Annotated in this window: 13 protein-coding genes and 1 tRNA gene; 4 read left to right on the top strand and 10 right to left on the bottom strand. The window is 70.5% G+C overall.

Translation table 11 applies throughout. The features are described 5' to 3' along the window. Positions 1-72: 72 nt before the first annotated feature. The 3 genes from ACSHT8_RS31165 to ettA all read right to left on the bottom strand — a co-directional run bounded on the left by ACSHT8_RS31165 (position 73) and on the right by ettA (position 11,210). The gene (locus ACSHT8_RS31165) at positions 73-5,022 is read right to left on the bottom strand and encodes an NAD-glutamate dehydrogenase (protein WP_436495055.1); all 4,950 of its coding nucleotides are present in this window, start codon (positions 5,020-5,022) and stop codon (positions 73-75) included. A gap of 170 nt (positions 5,023-5,192) precedes the next feature. Beyond that, positions 5,193-9,518: a hypothetical protein gene (locus ACSHT8_RS31160; protein WP_436495053.1), complete on the bottom strand. Its 4,326-nt coding sequence runs from the start codon at positions 9,516-9,518 to the stop codon at positions 5,193-5,195. Between the two features lie 15 nt (positions 9,519-9,533). Next, a complete protein-coding gene (gene ettA, locus ACSHT8_RS31155) occupies positions 9,534-11,210 on the bottom strand; it encodes an energy-dependent translational throttle protein EttA (protein WP_436495051.1) in 1,677 nt (558 codons plus the stop codon). A 227-nt stretch (positions 11,211-11,437) separates the two neighbouring features. Here ettA and ACSHT8_RS31150 point away from each other — a divergent pair, with 227 nt between their 5' ends. Beyond that, positions 11,438-11,695: a DUF7218 family protein gene (locus tag ACSHT8_RS31150; RefSeq protein ID WP_436495049.1), complete on the top strand. Its 258-nt coding sequence runs from the start codon at positions 11,438-11,440 to the stop codon at positions 11,693-11,695. 5 nt (positions 11,696-11,700) lie between these two features. On the opposite strand, the gene ACSHT8_RS31145 is transcribed toward ACSHT8_RS31150, so the two are convergent. The 3 genes from ACSHT8_RS31145 to ACSHT8_RS31135 all read right to left on the bottom strand — a co-directional run bounded on the left by ACSHT8_RS31145 (position 11,701) and on the right by ACSHT8_RS31135 (position 15,440). Then, complete coding sequence (locus tag ACSHT8_RS31145) at positions 11,701-12,141, bottom strand: single-stranded DNA-binding protein (RefSeq protein WP_436495047.1); 441 nt, start codon at positions 12,139-12,141, stop codon at positions 11,701-11,703. Between the two features lie 108 nt (positions 12,142-12,249). After that, positions 12,250-14,253, bottom strand: a complete 2,004-nt coding sequence (locus ACSHT8_RS31140) for a cytochrome c oxidase assembly protein (RefSeq protein WP_436495045.1) — start codon at positions 14,251-14,253, stop codon at positions 12,250-12,252. A gap of 20 nt (positions 14,254-14,273) precedes the next feature. After that, positions 14,274-15,440, bottom strand: a complete 1,167-nt coding sequence (locus ACSHT8_RS31135; protein WP_436495043.1) for an MFS transporter — start codon at positions 15,438-15,440, stop codon at positions 14,274-14,276. A 98-nt stretch (positions 15,441-15,538) separates the two neighbouring features. Between ACSHT8_RS31135 and ACSHT8_RS31130 the strand changes: the two genes are divergently transcribed. The 3 genes from ACSHT8_RS31130 to ACSHT8_RS31120 all read left to right on the top strand — a co-directional run bounded on the left by ACSHT8_RS31130 (position 15,539) and on the right by ACSHT8_RS31120 (position 17,578). Then, positions 15,539-16,588, top strand: a complete 1,050-nt coding sequence (locus ACSHT8_RS31130) for a LacI family DNA-binding transcriptional regulator (RefSeq protein ID WP_436495040.1) — start codon at positions 15,539-15,541, stop codon at positions 16,586-16,588. 112 nt (positions 16,589-16,700) lie between these two features. Beyond that, a tRNA-Arg gene (locus ACSHT8_RS31125) sits at positions 16,701-16,776 on the top strand. A 421-nt stretch (positions 16,777-17,197) separates the two neighbouring features. Further along, positions 17,198-17,578 carry an MmcQ/YjbR family DNA-binding protein gene (locus ACSHT8_RS31120; protein WP_436495039.1) on the top strand — a complete coding sequence of 127 codons (381 nt, stop codon included), beginning with the start codon at positions 17,198-17,200 and terminating at the stop codon, positions 17,576-17,578. Here ACSHT8_RS31120 and rox read toward each other — a convergent pair. The 4 genes from rox to ACSHT8_RS31100 form a co-directional block, all read right to left on the bottom strand. Further along, the gene (gene rox / locus ACSHT8_RS31115) at positions 17,575-18,993 is read right to left on the bottom strand and encodes a rifampin monooxygenase (protein WP_436495037.1); all 1,419 of its coding nucleotides are present in this window, start codon (positions 18,991-18,993) and stop codon (positions 17,575-17,577) included. The genes ACSHT8_RS31120 and rox overlap by 4 nt on opposite strands. Before the next feature lie 315 nt (positions 18,994-19,308). After that, complete coding sequence (locus ACSHT8_RS31110; protein WP_436495035.1) at positions 19,309-19,971, bottom strand: hypothetical protein; 663 nt, start codon at positions 19,969-19,971, stop codon at positions 19,309-19,311. 76 nt (positions 19,972-20,047) lie between these two features. Beyond that, positions 20,048-23,494, bottom strand: coding sequence for a ThuA domain-containing protein (locus ACSHT8_RS31105; RefSeq protein WP_436495033.1), 3,447 nt, complete (start codon positions 23,492-23,494; stop codon positions 20,048-20,050). A 253-nt stretch (positions 23,495-23,747) separates the two neighbouring features. Then, on the bottom strand, positions 23,748-24,917 hold the full coding sequence (locus ACSHT8_RS31100) for an ROK family protein (protein ID WP_436495031.1): 1,170 nt from the start codon (positions 24,915-24,917) through the stop codon (positions 23,748-23,750). Between the last annotated feature and the right edge of the window lie 20 nt (positions 24,918-24,937).

The raw sequence follows: 24,937 nt of genomic DNA, 5'->3' as shown, positions 1-24,937 counted from the left end.
CCGCCCAGCGTCGTCCCCAAACCCTACCCGCACCTCCCAGCCCCGAGACGGGGCTGGGAGGGCGGGCACCGGCTAACGAACCATGCTGCGGATCTGCCGAGCCGCGACCGACAGCGTGGCCAGGTCGAACACACCCGCGCCCCGGATCTCCGCCAGCGACGAGCGCGCACGGTTGAGCCGGGAGGCGTTGTGGCTCTCCCACGCGGCGATCTTGTCGTCGGCGGAGTCGCCGGGGTCGCTCTGCCGCAGGACGTCCAGCGTGATCGCGCGCAGCGACCCGTAGAAGTCGTCCCGCAGCGCGAGCCTGGCCAGCGCGTGCCAGCGGTTGCCGCGCTCCAGCGCGCTGACCGCCGTCAGCATCTGATCGATGTTGAGGTGGTCGGACAGCGCGAAGTACAGCTCGGCGGCCTCGGTGGCGCTGCGCTCGTCGTAGCCCTCGTCGCGCTCGGCCAGCTCCGCCACCTCGATGATGTCGAGCAGGCAGTACCAGTCGAGCATCGCCGAGACGCGGTTGGCCAGGTCGGCGGGGGCACCGCTGGCGATCATCGCCGCGGCGTCGGCCTCGGCCTCCTCGCGCGCGCTGCCACGCAGCATCCCGCTGACCGTCGGCGCCAGAGATCGCACGGCGTCGCGGAAGCGGATGATCTCCGCGCCCACGGCCAGCGGCTGCGGGCGGTTGGTGAGCAGCCACCGCGACGCCCGGTCGAGCAGGCGGCGGGTGGCGAGCACCATCTGGTCGGCGACGTCGGTCGGGATGACGTTGTCCAGCGCGTCGATCTCGGCCCACACCGACGGCAGGTCGTAGACCCTGGTGGCCACCGCGAAGGCCCGCACGGCGTCGGTCGCCGTCGCGCTGATCTCCTCGGCCAGGCGGAAGGCATACGAGATGCCCGCGCCGTCGACGACCTCGTTGACCAGCAGCGTCGTGGTGATCTGCCGGTGCAGCGGGTGCTCGGCGATGGCCTTGCCGAAGCGCTCCCGCAGCGGCGTCGGGAAGTACTCCGGGAGCCTGCGCGCGAAGACGTCCTGGTCGGGCAGCTCGCTGGCGAGCACCTTCTCCTTCAGCGAGAGCTTCACGTGCGCGAGCAGCGTGGCCAGCTCCGGCGACGACAGCGCGTCGCCCGCCTTGTCCATCGCCGCGAACTGGGCGCGCGTGGGGAGCGCCTCCAGCTTGCGGTCCAGGACCTTGCCCTGCTCCAGCGCCTCGACCAGCCGGGCGTGCACCGACAGCATCGGCGCGGCGTGCGCCCGGCTGACGCCGAGCACCGCGTTCTGCCGGTAGTTGTCGGCCAGGACCAGTTCGCCGACCTCGTCGGTCATCTCGGCGAGCAGGGCGTTGCGGCTCTCGGCGTCGAGGTCGCCGCGGCGGCACAGCTCGTCGAGCAGGATCTTGATGTTGACCTCGTGGTCGGAGCAGTCGACACCGGCGGAGTTGTCCAGCGCGTCGGTGTTGACCTTGCCGCCGGTGCCCTCCGGGCCGCCGACGCGGGCGAACTCGATGCGGCCCCGCTGGGTCAGGCCCAGGTTGCCGCCCTCGCCGATGACCTTGACCCGCAGCGCGGCGCCGTCGACGCGGACCGCGTCGTTGGCCTTGTCGCCGACGTCGGCGTGGGTCTCGGCGGTGGCCTTGACGTAGGTGCCGATGCCGCCGTTCCACAGCAGGTCGACCCGCGCGAGCAGGATCGCGTTCATCAGCTCCTGCGGGGAGAGCTTGTCGACGCCCTCGGGCAGGCTGAGCGCGGCGGCGGCCTGCGGGCTGATCGGGATGGCCTTGAGGGTGCGCGGCCACACGCCGCCGCCCTCGCTGATCAGCTCGCGGTTGTAGTCGTCCCACGACGAGCGCGGCAGGTCGAACAGGCGCTTGCGCTCGGCGAAGCTCGGCGCGGCCACCGGGTCGGGGTCGATGAAGATGTGCCGGTGGTCGAACGCGGCGACCAGGCGAATGTGCTCCGACAGCAGCATGCCGTTGCCGAACACGTCGCCGGACATGTCACCCACACCGACGACGGTGAAGTCCTCCGACTGGGTGTCGACGCCGAGCTCGCGGAAGTGCCGCTTCACGCTCTCCCACGCGCCGCGGGCGGTGATGCCCATGGCCTTGTGGTCGTAGCCGACCGAGCCACCGGAGGCGAACGCGTCGCCCAGCCAGAAGCCGTAGCTCTTGGCCACGTCGTTGGCGATGTCGGAGAACGTCGCGGTGCCCTTGTCGGCGGCGACGACCAGGTAGGTGTCGTCGGCGTCGTAGCGGACGACGTCCCTGGCCGGGATGACCTCGCCGGACTGCAGGTTGTCGGTCAGGTCGAGCAGGCCGCTGATGAACATGCGGTAGCAGGCGATGCCCTCGGCCATGAAGTTCTCGCGGTCGACGCCCGGGTCTCCGGTCGGGGCCGCGGGCCGCTTGACGAAGAACCCGCCCTTCGCGCCCACCGGCACGATCACCGCGTTCTTCACCGCCTGCGCCTTGACCAGGCCCAACACCTCGGTGCGGAAGTCCTCCCGGCGGTCCGACCAGCGCAGACCACCGCGCGCCACCGAACCGAACCGCAGATGGACGCCCTCCACCCGCGGCGAGCACACGAAGATCTCGAACCGCGGCCGCGGCTCCGGCAGATCCGGCACCGCGCGCGGCTCCAGCTTCACCGCCAGGTACGAACGCGGCTCGCCCTGCTCGTCGCGCACGTAGTAGTTCGTGCGCAGCGTGGCCCGGATGAGGGTGAGCAGGCTGCGCAGGATGCGGTCCTCGTCGAGGCTGGTGACGCCGTCGATCATGGTGGTGATCTCGGCGATCCTGGCCTCGGCCTGGGCCTTGCGCTCGGCCTCCGGCGACGCCGGGTTGAAGCACGCCTCGAACAGCTCGACCAGCGCGAGCGCGATGGCGGTGTGCGCGAGGACGGCGTCCTCGATGTACTCCTGGCTGTACGGGGTGCCCGCCTGGCGCAGGTAACGCGAGTAGGCGCGCAGGATGGACGCCTGCCGCCAGGTCAGGCCGCGCAGGACCATGGCGTTGAAGTTGTCCGACTCGGCGTCGCCCTTCCAGATGGCCCGGAACGCCTCCTGGAAGCCGATCTTGACCGAGTCGGCCTTCTCCGGCGACAGGTGGGTGAAGATCGCCGGGTCGACGCGCAGGCCGAAGTCGTAGATCCACCAGGTGGTGCCGTCGTCGCGGCGCAGCTCGTACGGGCGCTCGTCGACGACCTCGACGCCCATCTGCTGCAGGACGGGCAGCACCTTGGACAGCGTCACGCCCTCGCCCGCGAGGTAGAGCTTGAAGCGGCGCTCCCCCGGCTCGGCGTCCTCCGGCAGGTAGAACGACATGTCCAGGTCGTCCTCGCCGCTGAGGCCCTGGAGTTTGCGCAGGTCGGCGAGGGCGTCGGCGGCGGAGAAGTCCTCCTTGTACGCCTCGGGGAACACGCTGGCGAAGCGCTGGCCCTGCTCGGTGGGCGACTCGCCGGTGTCCTCGCGGCCCTCGCCGATGACGGCCTCGACCATGCGGTCGTCCCACGACCGGACGGCCTCGGTGAGGCGTTCCTGGATGCGGTTGACGTCGGGCTCGACGTCGCTGCCCGGATCGGTGTGGACGATGAAGTACACCTGCGCCAGCGGGGTCTCCCCGACCCGCGTGCTGAACTCCAGGTTCGTCCCGGCGAGCTCGTCGAGCAGCACTTCCTGCATCGCGATGCGGGTCGTGGTGGTGTAGCGGTCGCGCGGGAGGAAGACCAGGCAGGAGAAGAACCGGCCGAACGGGTCCTGCCGCAGGAACAGCCGCAGGCGGCGGCGGTCGGCGAGCGCGATGACGCCGGTCGCGGTCGTGTAAAGCGAGTCGGACGTGGTGGAGAACAGCTCGGCGCGCGGCCAGTTCTGGATGACCTCCAGCATGCGCTGGCCCGAGTAGGACTCCATCGGGAAGCCCGCGCGGTGGATGACCTCGCGCACCCGGCGCTCCACCACGGGGATGTCGAGGACGTCCTCGTGCAGGGCGCTCGTCGTGAACACACCCAGGAAACGGTGCTCGCCGGTGGCGTTGCCCTCGGCGTCGAAGGTCTTCACGCCGACGTAGTACGGGTACGTCGAGCGGTGGACCGTCGACGGGGCGCTCGCCTCGGTGAGGACCAGCAGGTCGGACGACAGCGCGTGAGTCGAGGAGTCCGGGCCCGCGGTGAGGCTGCGAGAGGCCAAGCTGTCCTGGCGAAGGACGCCGAGGCCGGTGGCGAGGACGGCGCGCAGGGCGGGCTCGTCGCCGCGGACCAGCTCGTAGTGGCGGTAGCCGAGGAAGGTGAAGTGGCCCTTGGCCAGCCAGCGCAGCAGCGCGGCACCGTCGGCGACCTGCTCGCCCTCCAGCGCGGGCGGGTTCGCCTCCAGTTGGTCGGCGAGGGCTTTGGCGGTGCTGACCATGCGGTCGGTGTCCTCGACGACCTCGCGGACGTCGGTGAGCACGCTCAGCAGGCTGTTCTCGATCTCCCGTGCCCGCTCGCCGTCGTTGACGAGGTCGACCTCGATATACATCCACGACTCGGCGAACGCGCCCGCGGGCGGGTCGTCCGGGTCGGCGGTCGGAAGGACTTCTCGCAGGTTGCCGGTGACATCCCGTTGAACCACCACGATCGGGTGGACCACGCGCTGCACCTGGACGCCGCTGCGCACAAGCTCGGCGGACACGCTCTCCACGAGGTAGGGCATGTCATCGGTGACCAGTTGGACGACCGAACCGGGCGTGCTCCACCCGTCCTGGCTGTCGCTGGGGTTCACCATGCGGACCGCCGGACGGCCCTTGACCCGACGCTCGGCCAGCTGGGCGTGCGAGCGCACGGCACCGACCAGGTCGACGGGGTCGTCGTCGAGGACTTCCTCCGGCGGGATGTAGCGGTAGTAGAGGCGGATCAGGTCCGCGATATCGGGCGCCTGCTCGGCGGCCGACTCGATGAGCTCGTCTCGGGTTTGCTCGGGACTGGGGCTGACCGGGCGTCCGTCGTCGGAACCGTCGACGCTGACGGCTCTAGCGGTGCGAATTCCAGTCGAGGTCATTTTCAGGCGACTCCACGCTAGGCGGCACGCCGGTGTGCCACATGCAGCTCACACACTAGTGCCGTGGCGTGACGCTCTGGGGCGCACCGGGTCAGGTCGTTTCCCTGTAACGGAATGTTGACGTGGTGTGCGTCCGGTTGGGACTCGGACCGTGCGGACTTCGGCTCGTCTCATCCCGAATCGATGTCGGCGGGCGCCCACTCGGACGAGCGGTGCCTGCCCAGCGGCGGCTCGGCCTCCGGCGCCCGGCGCCTGCCCCCGGTCTCCGGCTCGGGCTCCGGATCGACAGCGCGCGCGTCGGCGGCCCAGGTGCCGGCGGTTTCGAGGTCGCGCTGGGGCTGGGTCTCCTGGAAGGCGACCATGGCCTCGGCGAGCAGATCAGCCAGGCCGGAGGAAGAGGTCCGCTCGCGGCGGGACCCGAGCCTGCGGACGGAGGGCGAGTCGTCGGCGGTCCGGCGGGCCCACGCGGCTGCGGCGGCTGAGCGGGCGGTGGTGGATGTTTCGGCGGGTCTTTCCGCGGGGTCGTTTTCCCCGGCGGCGCCGTCCAGCCGTGACTCGATCACTCCGCGATCCGCAACGGCCGGACCGGCGGCAACGGCGGCCGCACCAGCGGAGGCGGTATCCGGTTGATCGTCTGCGGCGGCCTCGGCGGCGGGGGAAGCGGGCGGCTCTGGCTCGTCTGCGGCGGGGGAAGGGGGCGGCTCTGCGGTGGGGTTGGCGGTGGTGGGGCCAGGTTCGACCGCGGTTTCCGCGGGCTCGACGGCGGCGGTGTCGGCCGCAGTGCCCATGGACCTGACGGCGACATCGCCGCCAGCAGGTCGGGCGGCATCGCCAACGGGCTCGACGGCGGCGTCGCGGCCGGCATCGGCGCGCGCCTCGTCACCCGGCTTCTCGGTAATCGCGGCGGTTTCACCGACCGCCCCGTCCGCACCGGGAAACGTGGCGATTCCCGACGCGTCCCGGTCGAAGCTGAGCCCACGGTCGAGCGGCTCGACCGCCAACTGAATGAGTTCCTCGATCGTCGTCTCCCCCGACGACGGCGGCACCGCCAGCAACGCACTCAACCGCGCCAACATCTCAGCCGCGGAAGGCGGCGGTTCGATGTCAGGGTCGGGTTCGGCCGGCGGAACGCCGTCGGGGTTCGGACCGGGCAGCGGCTCCGGCCCAGGCGGGGTGGGATAGTCCGGTCGGCGCGGGGGCTCGGGAATCTCGTCGGGCTCCGGCTCGACGGGAATCGACTGCTCCTCGGAAACACTCCCGTCGGCCGTCTCACCAACGTTGGGCTCACTCACGATCGACCGCTGCGCGACCCGCGAAGTCTCCCCAGCGGAATCGCCCGGGCTCAGCACACCCGCGCGATGCGAACCCGCCGAGTCAGCCGAGCTTGAGTGGTGCGAGGGCTCGCCCGACGCCGGATCACCCTGCGCCGAGAAATCCACGCGATCCGACTTCGGGGTCTCACCCCGCTCCCGATCCCCCCGCACCGAGCCAACACCGCGCGAAGCCTTATCCAAATCCCGATCACCCTGCGAATCCGCACCGCGCGACTCTCGGGCGATCACCTCGGAATCCCGATCACCCCGCACCGAATCCACACCGCGCGAACCCCGCGAGATCCCGTCGGAGTCCCGATCACCCACCGCCGAATCCGCGCCACGCGAACCCCGCGAAGTCACGTCGAGATCCGGGGCCGACGGGGAGCCGTGGGGTGGCGGCGCAGTGTCGCCGGTCTCCGGGTTGGGCGCGACGTCCTCCGCGCGAGGTGAAGGCTCGTCGGAGCCCAAGTTGGCCGGCAGCCGCGAATCGCCGTCTGGGCTGGTGTCTACCGGAGTTGGCTGGTCTTGCTCGGGGTCGGTCAGTTCGGGGAGCGTCGGCTCGAAGGAACCCGGCAGCATCGGCGGGGCGGGCAGCAGGTCGAACGGGAAGTCGTCCTCCGGCGCGCGGCGGCGGCCGCCTTGGCGGGGTTCGATGCCAAAGCGGCTGAGGAGGGACTGGGCGTCCGAGGTGGGTTCGATCTCCTCGGCGCGGCGATCCCTCCGTGGCAGCGGGGAGTCGTCGTCAGGAAGGGGCGAGTCGCCGGCGGGAGCTGCGTCGACCGAAGCCGCGCCTGAATGGGACGAGTCGGTAGTAGCGGGCGTCGAGTGGACCGGAGCGGCAGCAGAGTCGGGCACGTCCTCGCTGGCGAGGGTTGAGCGAACCGGCGCCGCAGATTGAGGCGAGTCGCCGGCGAAGGCTGGGTGGATCGGAGCCGCGCCGGAGAGGGTCGAATCGGCGGCAAAAGCCCCATGCACCGAGGGCGCGCCGGCCTGCGGCGAGTCGGCGCCTTGGGCCGGGGGTGCGCCGGCGTGGGGCGAATCGGTGGGGGCCGCATGCACCGAGGGCGCGCCGGCCTGCGGCGAGTCGGCGCCTTGGGCCGGGGGTGCGTCGGGGTGGGGGGCGTCGGTGGGGGCGGCGGGTGGGGAGAGGGCGGCGCGGGCGGCGGCCAGGAGGGGGTCGACGCCGTCGCGGGGGGAGTCGCCTGCGGCGGGGTGGGTGGCGGCGCCGGTGCGGATTGCCAGGTCGCGGCCCTGGTCGTCGACTAGCCAAGCCGACTCGGTTGCGCGGTCGCGGATGGTGGCGGCCAGTTGGAGGGCTGCGGCGTGGTCGGTGTTGGGGAGCAGGACGGCGAACTCGCCGAGGTCGGTTCGGAGGAGCTCGGCCGCGGGGGGTGCCAGGTCGCGCACGTGGGAGGCGAGGGCGTTCAGGGCGACGTCGCCGCCGACGGGGACCGGGGGTTCCTCCGGTTCGATGGCCGGGACCGTGCCGAGGGGGGCCACGTGGACGAGTACCAGCGAGAACACCGCCCCGGACTGCTTGAACGGCTTGGCCCGCCTGCCCGTGGACTCGCGGGTGGCAGGGGTTTCGGCCGGGAAGTGGGCGAACAAGGCGTTCAGCTCGGCGCTCGTCACACCCAGTGAAGCGACGGCGGGGACCGCGTCGATGGCGGCCTCGGGCACGAGCCCGAAGTCCGCCTCGGCTTCGGAGGAATCGGGTGCCTGGTGGGAGGCGGGCTCCTGCGCGGAAGCGACGGCGGGGACGTACGAGTCATCAGTGACGGGAACGGGATCCGAGTGCCGACCGGGGGCGTCAGTCTGGGCTAGGTCGGAGTCAACCGGCGCCGGCTGAGCGAGTCCCGCATCGATGCCAGGACCGGTTGAGGCAGCGGTGCCGGCCTCGGCCGGGCCCGCGGCGGGTGACTGGGTGTCGGTGGATCGGGTGGGGCGGCGGACTTCCACGCGGCCGGGCTGGGCGGCGGTCTCGCTGATCGGGGTGAGCGGGCCGCGGGTGGGGCGGCGCGAGGTCTGGTCCGGCAGCGGGATCGACGTCGGGGCGGCGTGGGTGCGGGGGGCTCCGGTGCGGGCGACGGCGCGGAGTTGGGCGACGGCGCGGTCGGGGCGAGACTCCAGGCCGAATTCGGTGCTCAGGCGGTGGCGGGCCAGGTCAACCGCGCGCAGGTGGCGGTATTCGGCCGCGCGGGCTGAGCGGAGGGCGTGGAGTGCGTCGGCTGGGCGGTGGGCTTCCTCGTCGGCGTGGGCGAGGAAGGTCCAGGCGTCGGCCAGGAGGGAGTCGAGGGTGTGGCGTTCGGCGCTCTCGACGACCTCGGCGATCATGCCGCGGCCGATGTCGGTGCGGCCCGCGGGGATGTGCACGCGGGTGGCGAGGGCGAGGCGGAGCCTGCCCATGGCGGGGGCCGACGCGGCGCGGGTGGGGACGGCGAGGGCGAGGTCGGCGGCGTCGAGCGCGTCGTCCAGGTGGCCGTCGTCGAGGAGAGCGCAGACGAGTTCGAGGGTGAGGCGGGCGCGGGCCCTGCCGCCCTCACTCGCCGGGTCGTGCAGGCGTTGGATCATGGCCAGGCCCGCGCGGGCGATGTCGGCGGCGGCCTCGGTGTCGCCGTGGCGGCGGTGGTAGGAGGCGGCGCGCACGTTGAGCAGGGCGGTCTCGACGCGGCGGGCGTCCTGGGTCAGGCGCTCGTCGGCGGCGAGCAGGCGCTCGGCCTCGGCGAGGGCGTCCTCCAGGTCGTCGCGGCCGCCGACGTGGGCGGCGCACGTGACGAACTGGCCGAGCGCGATCGCGCGAACGGCGGGCTTGGCCGTCTTCGTCTGCAGGACCGGGCGCAGCACCTCACACCCGGTCAGCGGCTCCCCCAGCGCACGCGCGCACGCGGCGAGGGCGACCCGCAGCCGGGCCGACCGGTCGACCTGGCCGCCCGCCGTGGTGGCGTGCAGGGCGGCCAGGCCGGGTTCGACGGCTTCGGCGTGTCGGCCGAGGGTGACCAGCGCGGCGGCCAGCAGGGCCTGTGCCCTGGTCCTGGTCGCCTGGTCGGCGGCACCGAGCGCGCGCTCGGCGAACTGCGCGGACAGTTCGGGAGCGCTCCACCGCAGGCGGGCGGCGACGTCGACGAGTGCGTCGCACTCGGACGTGCCGCCTGCCGCGGGTAACTCGTTCCAGGCCGCCACTAGCCGGTCTCCCGTCTAATCCCGGGTCAGCTTGCGATAGGTGACCCGGTGTGGACGGGCGGCGTCCGCGCCCAGTCGGTCGATCTTGTTCTTCTCGTAGCCCTCGAAGTTGCCCTCGAACCAGAACCACTTGGCCGGGTTCTCCTCGGTGCCCTCCCACGCCAGGATGTGGGTGCAGGTCCGGTCGAGGAACCACCGGTCGTGGGAGATGACCACGGCGCAGCCAGGGAACTGCTCCAGCGCGTTCTCCAGCGACCCCAGGGTCTCGACGTCGAGGTCGTTCGTCGGTTCGTCGAGCAGGATCAGGTTTCCACCCTGCTTCAGCGTGAGCGCGAGGTTGAGCCGGTTGCGCTCACCGCCCGACAGCACGCCCGCGGGCTTCTGCTGGTCGGGACCCTTGAACCCGAACGCGCTGACATAGGCCCGCGACGGCATCTCGACCAGGCCGACCTTGATGTAGTCGAGCCCGCCGGACACCGTCTCGAAGACGGTCTTCTTCGGGTCGATGTTGGCGCGGTTCTGGTCGACGTAGGACAGCAGCACCGTCTCGCCGACCTTGACCTCGCCCGCGTCCGGCTTCTCCAGGCCGACGATGGTCTTGAACAGCGTCGTCTTGCCGACGCCGTTGGGACCGATGACGCCGATGATGCCGTTGCGCGGCAGGTCGAACGACAGCCCGTCGATGAGGACCCGCCCGTCGAACCCCTTCTCCAGGTTCTTGACGTCGACCACGACGCTGCCCAGGCGCGGACCCGGCGGGATCTGGATCTCCTCGAAGTCGAGCTTCCTCGTCTTCTCGGCCTCCGCCGCCATCTCCTCGTAGCGCTCGAGGCGCGACCGGGACTTGGTCTGCCGCGCCTTGGCGTTGGACCGCACCCAGGCAAGCTCCTCCTTGAGGCGCTTCTGCAGCTTCTGGTCCTTCTTGCCCTGCACGGCGAGCCGCTCGGCCTTCTTCTCCAGGTAGGTGGAGTAGTTGCCTTCGTACGGGTAGGTGCGGCCGCGGTCGATCTCCAGGATCCACTCGGCGAGGTTGTCCAGGAAGTACCGGTCGTGGGTCACGGCGAGGACGGCACCGGGGTACTGCGCCAGGTGCTGTTCGAGCCAGAGGACACTCTCGGCGTCGAGGTGGTTGGTGGGCTCGTCGAGCAGCAGCAGGTCGGGCTTGGACAGCAGCAGCTTGCACAGCGCCACCCGGCGGCGCTCACCTCCGGACAGCACCGTGACGTCGGCGTCCGGCGGCGGGCACCGCAGCGCGTCCATCGCCTGCTCCAACTGGGAGTCCAGGTCCCACGCGTCGGCGTGGTCGAGCTCCTCCTGAAGTTTGCCCATTTCCTCCATGAGCTCGTCGGAGTACTCGGTGGCCATCAGTTCGGCGATCTCGTTGAACCGGTCGAGCTTGGCCTTGATGTCACCGACGGCCTCCTGGACATTGCCCAGGACGGTCTTCTCCTCGTTCAGCGGCGGCTCCTGCTGGAGGATCCCGACCGAGTAGCCCGGCGAGAGGAACGCCTCGCCGTTGTTGGGCTGGTCGAGACCCGCCATGATCTTGAGCACGCTGGACTTGCCCGCGCCGTTGGGACCGACGACGCCGATCTTCGCGCCGGGCAGGAAGTTGAGGGTGACGTCATCAAGGATGACCTTGTCCCCGTGCGCCTTGCGCACCTTCTTCATGGTGTAGATGAACTCGGCCATGCTCGCGATCGTAGAGCGGTCCGCCACGGCGTCTGATCGCGGTCGGCCGGTTGACCGGCTGAGGGTCGGTTGGAACCGCCGTTCGGGGGACCTCGCGCGACCGCTCCCCCGGCCCAACCAGGGCTGATGCCGCAGCGAACAGGCGGCGAACGCAAGGAGTCAGCACCCGGGTTTGTGCGACAGGCGTGGCGGGCACCCACTGGGTGGATCGCGAAAGGAGCAAGGACATGCCGAATCCGAGCATCAAGAACGAACGCCTGTACCGCGACCTTCGCGAGGACGGCGAGTCCAAGGAGAAGGCGGCACGCATCTCCAACGCGGTGGCGGCCGAAGGCCATTCGAAGGTCTCGCGCCGGGGCGGGAAGTCGGGCTCCTACGACGACTGGACGGTCGACAAGCTGCGCAAACGCGCGGCGGAGATCGGGATCGAAGGCCGGTCGTCGATGAACAAGCAGGAACTGGTGAAGGCGCTGCGGAACCACTGACCGGCTCACGCGGCCACCTGCTCCGCGACGGCGGGCTCCTCAGCCGCCACGGCAGCCGGGACGAGTGCGAGCTGCGGCTCCGCAGCTTTCGGCTCGCGGTTGACCGAGACCGCGCATCGGGCCAGGTCGGGGCCGATCGATCGGGCATCGAGCTCGACGCTGAGGCGCTGGTGCTGACCCGACACGTACTCGCGGTGGTACATCCGCCCGAAGACGATCACCCGGTCGCCGCGGCGCAGCGACGTCGCGACGTTCTCGCCCATGTCGCGCCAGCAGTGGACCGAGACGAACATGCGCTCGCCGTCGATCCACTCGCGGGTCTCGGGGTTGTAGCGGCGTTCGTGGACGTCCAACCGGAAGCTCATCACCGGGACGTTGTCGCCGGTCCGCCGCTTGGTGATCTCACCCGCCACCCAGCCGACCATGGTCACCCAGGTCTCGTACACAGTTCCGTCCTCTCGTCACGGGTCGTTGTGACTCAACGTTCCCGCGCCGGGAGGACGGCGACCAGTGGCGTGCGCGAACTGTGGACAGCTCAGCGCGATGTGGACAACTCAGGGCTCCTTGGCCATCTGCTTGAGCATCGCGTTGTAGGCGTCGAGGTCGTCGCTGTCGCCGGAGTCGAGCCGCCGGTCGGTGCGGCGGGCCTCGCGGTCGTCGGCGCGCGCCCACTGCACGAGCAGCGCGATCAGCACGACCAGCAGGGGAATCTCGCCGGACGCCCACGCGATGCCGCCGCCGAGCCGCTGATCGGCGAGCAGATCGGCGTTCCACGGCAGCGCGAGGCCGCGGTAGAACTGCTCCCCCACGACCGTCTGCATGCTCATCAGGATCACGCCGAAGAAGGCGTGGAACGGCATCGACGCGAAGACCAGGCCGAGACGGGCCAGGTGGGGCAGCTTGCGCGGTGCCGGGTCGATGGAGATCACCGACCAGTAGAAGAGGTAGCCGACCAGTAGGAAGTGGGCGTTCATCAGCAGGTGCGCCCAGTGCTCGGGCAGCGCCGAATCGAACAAACCGGACAGATAGAGCCCGTAGAACGACCCGACGAACAACACCAGCACCACGACCGGGTTGGTCAGCGCCCGAGTGATCGGGGAGTGGATGAACGTCAGAATCCACTCGCGCGGCCCGGGCGGCGCGTCCTTGCCCGCGGGCTTGATCGCGCGCAGGGCCAGCGTCATCGGCGCGCCCAGGACCAGCAGGATCGGGGCGAGCATGCTCAGCATCATGTGGGTCTGCATGTGGACGCTGAACATCGCCGGGGCGTAGCGGCCGAAGCCGGACGAGGTGGCGAACAGGATCACGAAGCAGCCCAGCAGCCACGCGACCGTGCGGCCGACGGGCCACTTGACGCCCTCGCGACGCAGGCGGAACACGCCGCGCAGATAGAACGCGGCGAGCACGAGGGCGAGAGTGCCGAAGATCAAGTCGAACCGGACGTCGAACAGCAGGCGCAGCGTCGTCGGCGCGTAGTCGAGCGGGTAGCCGAGTTGCAGCTCGACCCGGCCGGGCTCGACGTAGGCGGTGCGCGGCGGCGGTGTGCGGGCCAGGCCCGCGGCGATGCCGAAGGTGATCAGCATGAGCAGCACCTCGGCGGCGGCCAGCCGCAGCAGCGTCGCGCCGGAGCCTTGTTCGACGATGCCCTTCACGCCGCGTTCGCGCTGCAGGTAGCCGAAGCCGCCGAGCACGAGCAGCGCGGCGACCTTGGCCAGCACCAGCAGCCCGTACGAGGTGGTGAACAGGTCGCTGAGCGGCAGCCGAACAAGCGCGTTGACTACGCCCGACCCAGCCATCACGACCCAGCAGACCAGCGCGATCCGGGAGAACCGGGACGCGGCGAGGCCGAGGTGTTCGCCCTGGCGGCGGCCGTGCGCGAGCAGCGCGATCAGGCCGCCCACCCATAGCGCCGCGGCGACCAGGTGCAGCAGCAGGCTGTTGGTGGCCAGATCGTGCTGGCCGCCGCTGGACGAGTGGCCGGTCACCGCGACCGGCATCAGGCCGAACACGGCGACGCCGAACAGCCCGGCCGTCCAGCCCCAGGTGAGCACGATGCGGGTGCCGACCAGCACGAGCAGCGCGATGGCGGCGGTGAACAGCCACGACTTCGCCTGCGACAGCGTGCCGACCAGGTTGACCAGGATGTCGGCGGGCAGGATGTCGGCCAGCGGCCTGCCGACCGCGTCGGCCGCGGTGAACGGCGCCGACAGCAGAGCGCCGACGAACCAGGCCGCCGCGCCCCACGCCGCGGTCCGCAGCGCCGCGTAGCCGCCGACGTCGAGGACGCCGTCCGCGCGAGGCGGCACCAGGAACACGGCGAACAGCAGCGATCCCACCGTGATCACCGAGCCGACCTCGGCGAGCACGCGCACGACGGTCAGCCCGTGTTCGGTGAACGCGTCGGGCGTCGGCAGGCCGAGGATGACGTACCTGCTGCCCCCGGACAGCATCACCAGTACCGCGGCGATCAGCGCGGCGAGCAGGGTGCCGACCACGAGCAGCGGCGCGAGTCCCGCCCCGCGCCTCGGTGCGGCCTTGTTTTCCGGCGGGCTGTCCACGTGGGCAAGCCTAGTCGGACCTATTTCGGCGCAGGAGAGACTAGGAATTCCCGGTTAACGGCCTTCTCTCTCGACGCGAGGGATAGGGGTGCGATCAGCGCGGCGACTATCCCGGCGAAGGAGAGCGCGACGGCGAGGTCGCTCAGGTGCGCGATGCCGCCCACCAGCGGCGGACCGGCGAGGAAGCCGGTGTAGGCGATCGCGGTGACGAACCCGATCTCGCGTTCGCCGCCGGTTCCGTCAGCCCTGCGGCCCGCGGCGCCCGCGAGGGCCAGCGCGATCGGGAACGCGTAGGCCAAGCCGATCCCGGCTAGGCCGAACCCGGCGAACGTGGCGAAGGCGGAGGGGACCTGCGAGGCGAGCAGCAGTCCGGCGCCCGCGACCACCGCTCCGACGACGAGCAGCCGGTACGGGCCGAAGCGGCGCTCGGCGCGTTCACCGAGCAGGCGTGTCACGGCCATGGCGATGGAGAAGGTGCCGTAGACGAACGCCGCGGACGACTCGCCGAGGCCGCGGTAGTCGGCGGCGAAGAGGGCCGACCAGTCCGCACTGGCGCCTTCCGCGACGGCCGAGCAGAGCGCGACGGCGGCGAGCAGCCAGAGCACCGGACGGCGCGTCGGCGCAGGTCCAGGGGTTGTCTCCGGTTGCGTAGTTGACTCGTTGGGCACGTCGCGCACTACCGCAACGATCACTAGCGCGACGACGACCGCGACAACGGTGAGGTGCGGCAGCGGCGCCCAGTCGACGGCGGCGGCGAGCGCGGCCCCCGCGGCGCCGAGTAGCCCGCCGAAGCTGAAGCCCGCATGGAAGATCGGCATGAGCGGCCGGTCGACGCGGCGGATGACCGTCACCGCGGCGATGTTCATCGCGACGTCGAGCATGCCCACGCTGGCGCCGAGGGCAACCAGGACCAGGCCGAAGACCAGAGGGTTCGGGGCGAGGCCGAGGAACGGGACCACCAGGGCCGCGGCCAGCCCGGACCCGCCGACGAGCACGCGGGCGCCGTAGCGGGTCGACAGGCTGCCGGTGAGCGAGGCCACGGCGATCATGCCGACGCTGGCGCCCAGCAGCGCGAGGCCGAGGGTGCCCTCGGCGGCGCCGACCTGGTCGGCGAGGGCGGGAACGCGCGACGCCCACGAGCCGAAGACCAGGCCATTCAGGACGAACACGACAAGCACGGACCGCACGGCATCCCCTTCGAGGCTAGGCGCCACCCAGGGTAACTGAAGCGCTTCAGAGATCGCTATGCTCAAGGGCCGAAAGTGGCGCGGACTACGCTGTAGGAGTGAGTCCGCAGCCGGTCAGGCGACCGACCCTGGACACCGTCGCGCACGCGGTCGGCGTGTCCCGGGCGACGGTGTCGAACGCCTACAACCGGCCAGACCAGCTCTCCGCCGCCCTCCGCGAACGGATCATCAGCGCGGCGTCGGAGCTGGGCTACGCCGGACCCGATCCGGTCGCCCGCTCCCTGGCCACCCGCCAGAGCGGCGCTGTGGCGGTCATGCTCGGCGGCGGCCTTTCGGCGGCGTTCACCGACCCGGCGCTGTCGATCGTGCTGGACAGCCTCACGTCCACGTTGGACCGCGAGCGCGCGCTCCTGCTGCTGCCTGGCACCGGCGCGGGGCCCGCACCCGACAGCGTCACGCGGGCGCAGGCCGACATCGCCATCGCGTACTCCCTTCCAGACGAGTCCCCCGCGCTGGCCCAGGTGTCGGCGCGGGCACTGCCGCTGGTCGTGATCGACCAGCCCGCCCTCCCCGACACGGCCAGAGTGGACGTCGCCGACGAGGCGGGAACGGCCCTGGCCGCCCGCCACCTGCGCGCGCTCGGCCACCGCCGGGTCGGGGTGCTGAGCTTCGCCCTCGACACCGATGGCCACCGCGGACCTGTGTCACCTGAGCGGCTACGCGGCGCGCGGTTCCGGGTGACGCGCGACCGGCTGCGCGGGTGCGTCCGCGAGTTCGGCGACATGCCGACGTGGGAGGCCCCCTGCAGCGCGCGCGATCATGGCCGTGAGGGAGCGCGCTGGCTGCTGACCCGCTCGCCCCGACCGACCGCGCTGCTGTGCCTTTCGGACGAACTGGCGATCGGCGCTGTCCGCGCAGCGAACGATCTGGGCCTGCGAGTGCCCGCGGACATCTCGATCGTCGGCTTCGACGACACCCCGGCCGCACATTGGGCCGACCCGCCGCTGACCACGGTCCGACAAGACCTCGCTGAGAAGGGCCGCACAGCCGCTGAGCTGGCCTTGAGCCTGCTCAGCGGCTCGAGACCCGGACCTCCCCGAACCCTGCCCGTCACGTTGGTGGAGCGGTCCTCGACAGCACCTGTGTGACCCGGTCGCGTCTTCTTCGTCACTCGACTGGTGAGAACGGGAAACAGTCGAGGCGTTCGGAACGATCAGATCAATCGGGACGGTTAACCTGCTCCGGCAGGCGCCGCCCCACGCCCCTGTAGCTCAGCGGATAGAGCAGGAGCCTTCTAAGCTCTTGGCCGCAGGTTCGAGTCCTGCCGGGGGCACCAAGCGAGCGCACGCAACACCAGCACATCAACCTCAGCAGGAGCCTTCACAGCGACACAGGGCCACAGGTTCGAGCCCTGCCGAAGGCACCAAGCAAGCGCACGCAACACCAGCACATCAACCTCAGCAGGAGCCTTCACAGCGACACAGGGCCACAGGTTCGAGCCCTGCCGAAGGCACCAAGCGAGCGCTTCCCCTCGTTGAGCGCCCGTTCGTTTCCCCAGGCGGCGATTTTGGTGGATGTTGGTTGTTCGGGGTGTGGCGCGGCGCTCCTCGCCGAGGAACACTGGCCCGGCCGTTGCCCGCCGAGCAGACGGCGGAGGGGCGGTTCGTCGGTGGGGACTGGGCCGACGATGGAGCTGTCGGCCGGTGGGCCGAGGCCACGAGCAGCGACTGTCGTACCCGTTGCGTAGCTTCCGGGACATGGTGACCGTGGAGGAGATTCGTGGGGTGACGTTGTCGCTGCCGCGGTCCTATGAGGCGGTTGTGCGGGACCGGATCAAGTTCCGGGTCGGGCGGATCGTCTATGTCGCGTTGTCCCGGGATGAGACGACGATGGGGTTCGGGTTTCCCAAGGACGAGCGGGCGGCGATGATCGCGGCGGAGCCGGACAAGTTCTTCGCGCCCTCGAAGGCCGATGAGCGGTACCACTGGTTACAGGTGCGGCTCGACGCGATCGATGTCGATGAGATGCGGGAGCTGGTCATCGACGCGTGGCGGATGTGTGTGCCCAAGAAGGTCTCCGCGGAGTATGACCAGCGGGCTCCGCGCCGGGAGGGCGCGGAGCCTGATCGGAACCGTTAGGCGCCGAACCACCTGGGGAGGGTGTCCAGCAGGTCCTGCTGGTCTTCGCCGACCCACGCGACATGGCCGTCCGGGCGCAGCAGCACCGCGGGGGTGTCGAGTTCCTCGCTGACATCCACGACGTGGTCGACGCGGTCCGACCAGTTCGCCACCGACAGGGTGCCGGTCTGGTCGAGCAGCAGGCCGCGGCCAGCGTGCATGAGGGAGTACAGGCGGCCCTGTTTCAGGCCGATGTCCCGCATCCGCCTGCCGAGCAGTTCGTGGCCGTCGCCGAAGTCGTAGCGGAGGCCGATGGCGGCGATCTTCTCGGTCAGGTGGCGGTTGACGTCCTCGAAGTCCATCAGCTCCGACACCAGCCTGCGCACCGCCTGGGGGCCCGGGTCGGTGGACATCAGGTGCATCATCGCGCGGGTGGTGTCCAGGACGTCGGCGGCAACCGGGTGCCGTTCGGCGTGGTAGGTGTCCAGCAGGCCCTCGGGCGCCCAGCCGTTGACCTCGGCGGCGAGTTTCCAACCCAGGTTGAACGCGTCCTGGATGCCCAGGTTGAGGCCCTGCCCACCGGCGGGCGGGTGGATGTGCGCGGCGTCGCCCGCCAGCAGGACGCGGCCGGTGCGGTAGTGCTCGGCCAGGCGGGTGGCGTCGCCGAAGCGGGACAGCCAGCGGGGTGAATGCACGCCGAAGTCGGTGCCCGCGACCGCCACCAGCCGCTGCTTGACCTCGTCCAGCGTCGGCGGTGTGCGGCCGTCGGTCACGCCCTCGGCGGGCACGACGACGCGGTAGGCGCCGTCGCCGAGGGGGCCGAGGCCGAAGCGGAGTTGGGTCTTGCGGACCTCGGCCACCACGGCGGCCACCGTCTCCGGCGACTCGGCGACCTCCATCTCCCCCAACAGCGTCTCGACGCGGCTGGGTTCGCCCGGGAAGGCGACGCCGAGCAGTTTGCGCACGGTGCTGCGGCCACCGTCGCAGCCCGCGAGATAGCGCGATCGCAGTCGCGTGCCGTCGGCCAGTTCGACGGTCACCCCGTCCTCGTCCTGGCTCAGCCCGACCAGTTCGCAGCCGCGCCGGATCGCGACGCCGACCTCGACGGCGTGCTCGGTCAGCAGGCGGTCGGTGGTGGTCTGCGGGATGCCGAGGACATAAGGATGCGCGGTGTCCAGCCGGACCGGCGACGGCTTGGCGATGCCCGCGAAGAAACCGCCGCCGAGCGGGTACTTCGTGCCGTGTTCGAGGAACCTCTCCAGCAGACCGCGCTGGTCCATCACCTCCACGCTGCGCGCGTGCAGGCCGAGCGCGCGGACGAACTTGGTCGGCTCGGTGTCCCGTTCCAGCACGAGCACGTCCACGCCGTGCAGGCGCAGCTCGATGGCCAGCATCAGGCCGGTCGGGCCGCCGCCCGCGATGATCACGTCAGTCAACGCACTGTCCCCCGTTGTCGAAACGGCCAGGTACTGGCCACGGTCGGAGATTCTGCGCCACGAACCGGGTCTTGCCGCAAGGCCCCTGGTGCGCTATACGTTGGAAGTGGCGGGGAGTGGATTCACCTCCTTGCCCAGCGGGATGACATGGCGGCGCGGGTGGCTCGGGCGCAGACTGGAGCCGACGCGGGAGGGTGTCATGACCGAGCCTCAGACGAGCGAACCCGAGCACGACCACGTCCGCACCGACAGCGAGATCGACGTCGACGACGCCTTGGGCGCCGCCGACGATCCCGAGTGACCGGGGTGCGCGGGTCAGCCGCCGTCGGCGGGAGCCGCGCCTGACTCCGGCCCGGCGGGCAGCTGCACGTGGACGTGCCCCTTGCCCGCGTTGATGTTGATCACGTCGAGCTGGATCGCGGCGACCGACCACGTGCGCACGCCCAGGGTCCGCTGCTGTCCGGCGAGGGCGACGAGTGTGTTCCGCTGCGGCTCGGCCGAGTTGAGCGCCGCCTCGAAGCCGTCCACCGACGCGGCCAACTGCTCCACCGCCGTCCGCAGGCCGGTCCTGGCGACGTTGATGCCGTTCCCCGCGGACGGCGCCTGCGCGTAGCGCTCCACCTCCGCCGAGACCACCTCACGCCAGCCCTTCACCTGGTCGGCGGTGGGCTGCCGCGCGGGCGTCGCGCTGCCCGCCGGGATCACCTCGGCCATGGCCGCGAGCACCGGCGCCAACCGGTCCCGTCCGCCCTTGGCCAGGTCGGTCAGCGGCCCGAGCTGGGCGATGTCGCGGTCCACCTCCTCCTGCCGCAGCTCCGCGATGCGCTGCTCAGTCGCGTCGGGGCCGCTCGTCGCCGTGCTGATCAGGAAGGCGGCGGCGAACCCGAGCACGAACGCGACGGGCGTGAACGCCCGCCACCGCGAAGCCGGAACCGGCGCCGGTGTCCGCGCACGAGTGGCATAGGTGGTCTTGGCCATCGAATTCCTCCTTCACCGAAAGGGAAATGTCACCGACCCCGGCGCGCGCCCGCGCCGGGGTCGGTGACCTTCCTCGCTAGAGCAGAGTCCACCGCTGGTTCTGACCACCTGTGCAGGTCCAGATGATCAGCTGTGTTCCATCGGCAGAGCTTCCGCCCGTGGCGTCAAGGCACTTGGTGCCGTTGCGGATGGTGTTGTCTGACGTCTGCACCGTCCAGTTCTGCGCGGTCGAGCCGTTGCACGTCAACAGCTGCACGAACGTACCGTCGACCTGGCCGCCGCCCGTGACGTCGAGGCACTTGCCCATCGACTGGAGCGTGCTGCCGACCTGCGTCCACTTCTGGTTGTTCCCGCCGTGGCAGGTCCAGAGCTGGATCTTCTGGCCGTCGGTGGGCTGGTTGCCCCAGATGTCGACACACTTGCCGCCGATGCCGACGATCTGCTTCGGCGTGGGGGTGCCGCCCGGCTGCCCGACACCGGGCCCGATGTAGTTGATCGAGTCGAGGTCGAAGTTGTTGTTCGACGATGTCTTGAACACCACGAACAGCTCGACCGTGCCGGACGGCCTGGTCACGTTCACCGCGGGCATGTTGACATAGGTGTCCCAGCCACCGGTGCTGTTGACCGGCGACGTGGCGATCAGCGTGCCCGTCGGCGAGCCGGCGCGCAGTTCGATCGAGCCGCCGCCCGACGGCGAGGACACCTTCATCGACACCTGGTTGATGCCGGTGAAGTTGACCGGCTTGAACGAGATCCAGTCGTTGTTGCTGATGTCGCCGATCCGCGCGCCCGACTCGGCGCCGGACTGCGACACGACCCGCACGCCGGACGAGTTGTTGTAGAACTCGGCCTGCTTGCGCTTGGGCTGCAGCACGACGGTCGCGCTGCCGGTCAGCGGGGGCAGCCCCGTCGCGCCGTTGTCGGTGTACTCGGTCGCGCCGATGATGTGGGCGTTGCCGTTCTGGTGCTCTTCGTCCGCGACCGCGCTGAACGCGCCGGAGCAGCCGCTGATCGGGCTGCCCAGCGGGTGCTTGTGCGAGTCGTGGCCGATGTTGGCCAGGGTCGACACCCGGCTGCAGTTGATGGAGCCGTCCTCCGGGTCGGTGACCGACACGGTGTAGGGGATGTTGTCGCCCCAGCCGAACATGCCGCCGTCAGCCGGACCGGTGAACCGCACCGTGGGCGCGGTGTTGCCCGAGGTCACGACCAGGTTCGCCGTGCCGGTCTTGCCGGTCGGGTCGGTGACGACGAGCTGGACGTTGAACGTGCCCCGCGTGGTGTAGGTCTTGGCGGGGTTCGCCGAGGTGGAGGACGTGCCGTCACCGAATGTCCACCGGTAGGTCAGCGCGCCGCCTTCCGGGTCGTTGGAGCCCGCGCTGGAGAACTGCACGGCCAGCGGCGTGGTCCCCGAGGTCGGGGTGGCCGACGCCTGCGCGATCGGGCTGCGCTCACCGGCGTTGTAGTCGATGCGCCAGAGACCGGCTCCCGGGAGGTGGACGTTGTCGTCCCAGCCCTGGCCCCAGGTCAGCAGGTACATCGAGCCGTCAGGGCCGAACCGCATGTCCATGGGGGACGAGAACGACAGGTTCGACAGGAACTTGTTGATCTTCAGCAGGTTCCCGGACGAGTCCATCCGGAACTCGTGCATGGAGTTGCGCGTCCACTCGCCGAAGAACGGGGTCCCGTCGAAGTACGCCGGGAACTTCGTCTGCGACGGGTTGGCCGCGTTGTACTGGTAGGCGGGGAAGGCCATCGGCGCTTCGCCGCCGGAGCCCAGCTCCGGGAACTTGTTGCCCTCGGTCGCGCTGTTGCCGTACCAGACGTCCGCGGCCTTGGCCGCGGGCAGCGTGGTGAGGCCCGTGTTGTTGGGCGAGGTGTTCGTCGGCGCGGCGCAGTTGAACTTGGCGCCCGACGTGCTGGTGGCGAAGTTGTAGTCGTTGAACGGAGTGTTGTTGCCGACGCAGTACGGCCAGCCGTAGTTGCCCGGCGCCTTGACGACGTTCCACTCGACCAGACCACCGGGGCCGCGGTTGGCGTTGTCGGCGCCCGCGTCCGGCCCGTAGTCGGCCGCGTAGATCACGCCCGTGGTCGGGTGCACGCTGAAGCGGAAGACGTTGCGGAAGCCCATGGCGTAGATCTCGGGCCTGGTCTTGGCCGTGCCCGGCGCGAACATGTTGCCCGACGGGATGGTGTACGTGCCGTCGAGCTCCGGGTGGATGCGCAGGATCTTGCCGCGCAGGTCGTTGGTGTTGGCCGACGTGCCCTGCGCGTCCCAGTACTGCCTGCCCGGGCGCTCGTCGATCGGCGCGTAGCCGTCAGAAGCGAACGGGTTGGTGTCGTCACCGACGCTGATGTAGAGGTTCTTGCCGGGGCCGAAGACCAGCGCGCCGCCGGTGTGGCCGGGCTCGTTCTGGCGCCACATGGGCACCGTCATCAGGATCTTCTCGCTGGCCAGGTCGAGCGCGTCGCCGTTCATGGTGAAGCGGGAGACCCGGGCGATCTCGGTGGTGATGTTGCCGGGCGAGTACATCAGGTAGATGAACTTGTTGGTGGCGAAGTCCGGGTCGAGCGCGACACCGGTCAGGCCGTCCTCGGAGATCTGGCCGCCGCCGTAGACGTTCAGCGTGGCCGCTGTGACGGTGGTGCGGGTGTCGGGCTTGTAGATCTTGAGCTTGCCGCCGTACTCGGTGAAGAACACCCGACCGTCCGGGGCGACCTCCAGCGTGCCGGGCGCGACGGTGGTCTCGTCCAGCGCGACCTTCTCGAAGCTGCTCCACACCGTCGGACCGCAGTCCGCGGCGACCTTGCCGCCCGCGGTCTCCACACCGCCGGTGAGGTGGTCGCGGAACAGCGGCTCGGAGTAGCTCGACGCCACGTGGCCCATGCCGGTGGCCCAGAGCCTGCCGCCCTCGAAGTTGCGGCACCACGAGATCGGGTGGTCGGAGCCCATCGCGGAACCACCGGCGTTGTAGGTGGTCTCGTCCGCGGTCACCAGGACGTGCACGTCGCCGCGCGCCGAGCGGTCGAAGTTGTACCACTCCTCGGTGCGGACCCAGCGGTCAGGAAGGGTCGCGCCGGACGGGTGCTTCTTGTCGGCGACCTTGGCCGTGCCCTGCACGATGGATGAGTGCGCCGTCATGGTCATGCCGAGCATCTGGTCCCACCACGGGAACTGCGACTCGATGTTCATGTCGGTGGCGTTGTGGATCGCGACGATGCCGCCGCCGTTGCGCATGTAGGTCTGCACCGCGGTGCGCTGCGCGTCGGTGTCCCAGACCATGCCGCCGTTCTGCAGCATGACGACGACGTCGAAGGTGGCGAGAGTGGCGTCGTTGAAGACGGCGGCGTCCTCGCTCTTGGTCATCTCCCAGCCGCGGGCGGCCGCGACGGACTCGAACATCGCGATACCCGCCGGGATCGAGTCGTGACGGTAGGCACCGGCGGCGGTCTTGGTGAACAGCAGGACGTGCAGGCCTGCCTCATGGGCTTGCGCCGGGGGCGCGACGACCACCCCGATCGCCAATAGTGACAGCGATATCGCTGTCAGTAGTCGCTTGAGTTTGTGGCGCATTGCAGGGCCTCCGGTGGGTGAGAATCGGCGACTAGTGGGCGAGCTCGACGGGAGGCGACAAGACCTCAGACCGCACAGGGGAGTTAACGCCGTCGACCCACATGTGGGTGAACGTAAGCCAGCTCATATGGCCTGGTCAATACAAAAGTCCACTAGTAGACACCTAATTATGTCCACTAGTCGCCAAAAGTGCCGGAACGAGCCGTTACGGTAGCGACACGTCCAGGACATCCGGGGACAACACGTGCTGCGCGACCATCGCCGCGGCACCGTGCACCCCGGCCTGCGCACCCGCGCTCGACGCGACGATCCGCAGGTTCTCCGTCGCCAAAGGAAGCGACCGCCGGTAGACCGACTCGCGCACGCCGGCCAGCAGCATGTCCCCCGCCTGCGCCATCAGGCCCCCGATGACGACCAGCGACGGGTTGAACATGCTGACGCACCCGGCGAGCACCTCGCCGATATCCCGACCGGCCTGGCGCACGACACGACCCGCCTCCGGGTTCCCGGACCGGACCAGGTGCACGACGTCGGCAGTGGTAGTCGCCTCGACCCCGAGTGCCCGCAGCTTCGCCGCCATCGCCGGGCCGCCCGCGACCGCCTCGAGGCAACCGAGGTTGCCGCACCGGCACAGCGCGTCCTCGCCGCGCGGCACCTGGATGTGCCCGAGGTCCCCCGCCGCACCCGCCGCGCCGCGGTGCAGTGCGCCGTTGCTGATCAGGCCCGCGCCGATACCGGTGGCGGCCTTCACCACGATCATGTGCTCGTCGTTCGGGAAGGACGCGACGTGCTCGCCCAAGGCCATCAGGTTGACCTCGTTGTCCACCAGCACCGGCGCGTCGAACTCCGGCCCGACCGCCGCGGGTACGTCGAACCCGTCCCAGCCAGGCATGATCGGCGGGTTGTTCGGCTTGCCGGTGGAGTGCTCGACCGGCCCGGGCAGGCCGATGCCGACGCCCGCGACCGGCGCGTCGCCCGCGCCGTCCAGCAGCCCGCGCCATGTCCGGACCAGCATCGACAGGATCGCGGTGGGCCCGTCGGCGATGTCCAGGGCGATCTCGTCGACCGCCAGCAGCCTGCACGACAGGTCGGTCACTCCGACCATGGCGTGAGTGGCGCCCACCTCGGCGGCGAGTACGAGCCGCGCGCCGGGGCTGAACGCGAACCGGCCTGCCGGGCGACCGCCGGTGGACACGTCGGTGTCGGCGCCGATGACCAGCCCGGCGGCGATCAGCGAGTCCAGCCGGGCCCGCACCGTCGACCGGGCGAGATTGGTCTCGGCCATGATCTCCGCGCGCGTGCGGGGCTTACCGTCCATGAGCAGGGACAACATCGCCGCAGGCGATGCCCCAACGTTGTCCAGGAGGCGATCCATCAGGCAATTGTCACAGCAAC

Origin of the sequence: Actinokineospora sp. HUAS TT18 (genome assembly GCF_051364635.1) — a bacterium.
Taxonomy (GTDB): Bacteria; Actinomycetota; Actinomycetes; order Mycobacteriales; family Pseudonocardiaceae; genus Actinokineospora.
This window is presented reverse-complemented; position numbering and strand designations above follow the sequence as displayed.

Excerpts from the sequence above, each read along its gene's own strand:
- ACSHT8_RS31120 (WP_436495039.1), top strand. The coding sequence starts at position 17,198 with ATGGTGACCGTGGAGGAGATTCGTGGGGTGACGTTGTCGCTGCCGCGG.
- ACSHT8_RS31150 (WP_436495049.1), top strand. The coding sequence starts at position 11,438 with ATGCCGAATCCGAGCATCAAGAACGAACGCCTGTACCGCGACCTTCGC.
- ACSHT8_RS31110 (WP_436495035.1), bottom strand. The coding sequence starts at position 19,971 with ATGGCCAAGACCACCTATGCCACTCGTGCGCGGACACCGGCGCCGGTT.
- ACSHT8_RS31165 (WP_436495055.1), bottom strand. The coding sequence starts at position 5,022 with ATGACCTCGACTGGAATTCGCACCGCTAGAGCCGTCAGCGTCGACGGT.
- ettA (WP_436495051.1), bottom strand. The coding sequence starts at position 11,210 with ATGGCCGAGTTCATCTACACCATGAAGAAGGTGCGCAAGGCGCACGGG.
- ACSHT8_RS31100 (WP_436495031.1), bottom strand. The coding sequence starts at position 24,917 with ATGGATCGCCTCCTGGACAACGTTGGGGCATCGCCTGCGGCGATGTTG.